Here is a 3,974-nt window from a genome sequence, read left to right on the forward strand (position 1 = left end):
TCGTAAGTGCTGAGCAGGTCACGCACTTCCATTTCAACCAGTTCCAGCAGCTCAGCATCATCAACCATGTCAGCCTTGTTCAGGAACACGACGATGTACGGAACACCTACCTGACGGGACAGCAGGATGTGCTCACGAGTTTGCGGCATCGGACCATCGGCAGCCGAGCAAACCAGGATAGCGCCGTCCATCTGAGCAGCACCAGTGATCATGTTTTTTACGTAGTCGGCGTGACCCGGGCAGTCAACGTGCGCGTAGTGACGAATAGTGGAATCGTACTCTACGTGCGCAGTGTTGATAGTGATACCACGAGCCTTCTCTTCCGGAGCGCTGTCGATCTTGTCGAAGTCAACACGAGCCGAACCGAACACTTCGGAGCAGACACGAGTCAGAGCAGCAGTCAGAGTGGTTTTGCCGTGGTCAACGTGACCGATGGTGCCGACGTTAACGTGCGGCTTACTACGCTCAAACTTTTCTTTAGCCATTTTGGCTGCCTCCGAGAGAAGAAAGGATCAAGTATCACCGCCATAAAACAAAGGCAGATACTCTCATATCTGCCTTTGTAGAATGGAGCTCATGAGCGGACTTGAACCGCTGACCTCACCCTTACCAAGGGTGTGCTCTACCAACTGAGCTACATGAGCAAACACATTACCAGAACAACAAACCTGGAGCGGGTAGCGGGAATCGAACCCGCATCATCAGCTTGGAAGGCTGAGGTTCTACCACTAAACTATACCCGCAGAGCCTGTAGCTCTCGCTAAATCTGGTGGAGGGAGAAGGATTCGAACCTTCGAAGTCGATGACGTCAGATTTACAGTCTGATCCCTTTGGCCACTCGGGAATCCCTCCAGATGGGGCGGCATTTTAACCTCCGCCAGCCTACTGTCAAGCAATTTCTCATTTAAAATCTTGAGGTTAGCTAACTTGGCAGTATCTTCTCAGCACAGCCTTCTGGGCCACCCTGCGAAGCGGGCGCCATTCTATGCAATATAATTCACTGTTGCAATCCCTTGCATGGCATTAATTGCTGCCCTAAGCCTTTGAAGTTTAAAGCCAAACGTCCAATTAACTCCTCATCAGCCAACCGCCTTCCTTCTGGTGGCACCTGAACCCAATAACTTCTATGATTTCGCGTGAGCTCGCGCAGTAAAGGCTGATATCCAGCAGCGCGCAAACGCTCCATAACATGCTCAGCCGAAGCCCTTCTAGGAAATATCCCTAGTGAGATCCCATTGACCAATTCACCCTGTCCTATGATGTAACTGTCGATCTTACGCGCCTGCAACTCCCTCAACTGACGCAGCGATGCCTGCCGCGATGCCAAGGGCGGCATATACACCCAATAGTCCACCCCGGCAGCCGCATCTATCATTTCAACACCTGCACTGACACCCAAACTCAAAAGCTGCTGCTCGAGCAAGAGCGCCTCAGCCTCGCTCTCAAAACTCCCTAAAAACAAGCAAACCTCTTCCACTCGCGACTCTATAGCCTCCGTATTACGCCGCAGCGCAGGCCCTGATTCACTCAACAGCTCAATATCACGCCCCACGGATACGGCCATTTCAAGCGGGGCTATTTCCGTAACACGCATCGGCACTTGCTGCTGATGCCAGACGTAGTAGAAGACATTCAACACGACCAACCACAAAAACATCCAGCGCATGCGCACCTCACTCAATTGGGCAAGCGATTGCAAGGCCGATAAAAACAAGATCCGGCACAACCTTTGCCGCCGGCGCAACGCTCGCCACTAAAGGAGCATCCCCTCCTGTCAGGAAAATATCGAATTCTTTGCCAAGTAAACTCCTGGCCATTTCAATTTGCCCCAAAACAAAACCCTGCAGCATTAATAAACAACCACGCTCAACCGCCTCAGCCGTCGAACGCCCCGGCGTAACGCTGCGCAAGGCCTGAGCAGCCTCCAGTGCGTCATAGCGTGTTCTTCGCGTATGAGTTCTCAGCTGCGACCTCATAAGCGGGACACCTGGACATATAAATCCACCGAGATGCTCGCCTGAATCACTTACAAAATCAGATGTAACCGCAGTCCCTAGATCAATCACTAGGCACGCCCTGCGCGATAGCGAGAACGCTCCGACTACTGCCACCCAACGATCTAAGCCGAGTCGATCAAACTGATCATAGCCATTCTTTACCCCGCCCAACTCTTGCGTAGGGCTTACTAGCAACGTCTCAACAGACAACTCCTGCCTCAACCGTGAGGCTAGATCAAACGTCTCCTCATCGTTGCGAACACTGACCATTCGACAATAACGCAACGAGATTTGCTTCTGAGCAATAACCTCGATTAGCGCATCATCTGCATCAACAACTCCCCATCCGACTGAGGTCATATGCTCATTAAGCAAGCGCCACTTTATGAAGCTATTCCCGCAGTCCAACTCAAGAATCATTGCGCAACCTCAAGCTCAGTTCGCCACCACTAAAACTACGTTCGACTCCATCCACAGCCAGCCTTACAGCGCCCGCGTCATCCACCCCCAGAACACGCCCGACAATCGGTTCGGCTCCAGCGGTAATTGCAACCTGCTGGCCTTGCCAAAGATGGTTAAGCTCCCACTCGCTGCGCAACACACTAAACCCATGCTGCATTTGAACATCGAGGTAATGCGCCAAATGCTCATTGATCGAAAGCACCAACTCATTACGATCAATTACCCGGCCTAACTCCTGCCTCAGCGATGTCCAGGGCTGAGTAATCGCATCATCCGCCATAAGCATGTTCACATTCAGCCCGATGCCTATCACGACATGACACAAATCAGCTGGATCGCCTGACAGCTCAAGCAGTATCCCCGAAAGCTTTTTGTTGTTGACCAATATGTCATTAGGCCATTTGAGACCCGCTGCCTCAACGCCAAGAGCTTTCACCACACGCAATAGAGCCAAGGCCACAACAAGACTTAGCCCTTCAAGCTGGCGAACGCCCCCTCCAACAGGTACTACGAGGCTGTAATAAAGATTAAGGCCAAATGGACTGACCCACTCACGCCCTCTGCGCCCCCTCCCGCTAGTCTGCTGCTCGGATACCACATAAAAGGCACCTGTGGCCCCGCCAACCAATAAGCGCTGAGCTTCGGCGTTAGTCGAATCTACCGTTGCTAACACATGAGCCCCCCAAGCAGGCTCCAAACCAGGCGCATTGAGTACAGCTGAATCAAGCAGCCGGATAGGCTCAGCCAGTCGGTACCCCTTGCCTTTAACTGAGTGCAGCGGTACAGAAAGCTCAACTTCCAATGCCCGCAATTGTTTCCAGACTGCCGCTCGACTGATCCCGAGTCTAGCGCCCAATTCCTCACCTGAGTGGAACTGACCATCCTCAAGCAACTTCAACAATGCCAGCATGCGCCACCCAACCCTAAAAGAGGACGCATAATAACGACGCGCCCCCAAGTTGCCTACACAGCTCTAACCGCAATTTTTCACAGACAAAGAAAAACCCCCGATCAGTTACCTGATCGGGGGCTTCGGTATAGGTGCTTGACGATGACCTACTCTCACATGGAGAAACTCCACACTACCATCGGCGATGCATCGTTTCACTACTGAGTTCGGGATGGGATCAGGTGGTTCCAATGCTCTATGGTCGTCAAGCGATTCAGCTGGGATATCGCGGTTAAGGCGTTATCCCGAATTGGGTATGTGATTGCTTTGTAGTTGCTGCAAATTTTCGGATTGTTGTCGACTTCAACCGTCTGACACCACAAATTGTTTGGGTGTTATATGGTCAAGCCTCACGGGCAATTAGTACTGGTTAGCTCAACGCCTCACAACGCTTACACACCCAGCCTATCAACGTCGTAGTCTTCGACGGCCCTTTAGGGAGCTCGAGGCTCCAGTGAGATCTCATCTTGAGGCAAGTTTCCCGCTTAGATGCTTTCAGCGGTTATCTCTTCCGAACATAGCTACCCGGCAATGCCACTGGCGTGACAACCGGAACACCAGAGGTT

Annotated in this window: 4 protein-coding genes, 3 tRNA genes and 2 rRNA genes; all 9 read right to left on the minus strand. The window is 52.1% G+C overall.

From position 1 onward, the window contains the following. A partial coding sequence (locus tag AO726_RS10225; protein WP_152987276.1) for a GTP-binding protein occupies window positions 1-485 on the minus strand: 485 nt, incomplete at its 3' end. Window positions 486-568: 83 nt separating this feature from the next. After that, window positions 569-644, minus strand: a tRNA-Thr gene (locus AO726_RS10230). Between the two features lie 25 nt (window positions 645-669). After that, a tRNA-Gly gene (locus tag AO726_RS10235) sits at window positions 670-743 on the minus strand. Window positions 744-767: 24 nt separating this feature from the next. Next, a tRNA-Tyr gene (locus AO726_RS10240) sits at window positions 768-852 on the minus strand. Between the two features lie 145 nt (window positions 853-997). Next, complete coding sequence (locus AO726_RS10245) at window positions 998-1,666, minus strand: SPOR domain-containing protein (protein ID WP_058068010.1); 669 nt, start codon at window positions 1,664-1,666, stop codon at window positions 998-1,000. Between the two features lie 7 nt (window positions 1,667-1,673). After that, window positions 1,674-2,417, minus strand: coding sequence for a pantothenate kinase (locus AO726_RS10250; protein WP_058068011.1), 744 nt, complete (start codon window positions 2,415-2,417; stop codon window positions 1,674-1,676). Continuing rightward, window positions 2,407-3,369, minus strand: coding sequence for a bifunctional biotin--[acetyl-CoA-carboxylase] ligase/biotin operon repressor BirA (gene birA / locus AO726_RS10255; protein WP_058068012.1), 963 nt, complete (start codon window positions 3,367-3,369; stop codon window positions 2,407-2,409). The genes AO726_RS10250 and birA overlap by 11 nt, the downstream gene beginning before the upstream one ends. Before the next feature lie 133 nt (window positions 3,370-3,502). Then, a 5S ribosomal RNA gene (rrf, locus tag AO726_RS10260) occupies window positions 3,503-3,618 on the minus strand. A 129-nt stretch (window positions 3,619-3,747) separates the two neighbouring features. Continuing rightward, window positions 3,748-3,974 (minus strand): 23S ribosomal RNA (locus AO726_RS10265); the annotation flags it as partial.

The sequence above is a fragment of the Pseudomonas sp. TTU2014-080ASC genome (assembly GCF_001446935.1).
Taxonomy (GTDB): Bacteria; Pseudomonadota; Gammaproteobacteria; order Pseudomonadales; family Pseudomonadaceae; genus Aquipseudomonas.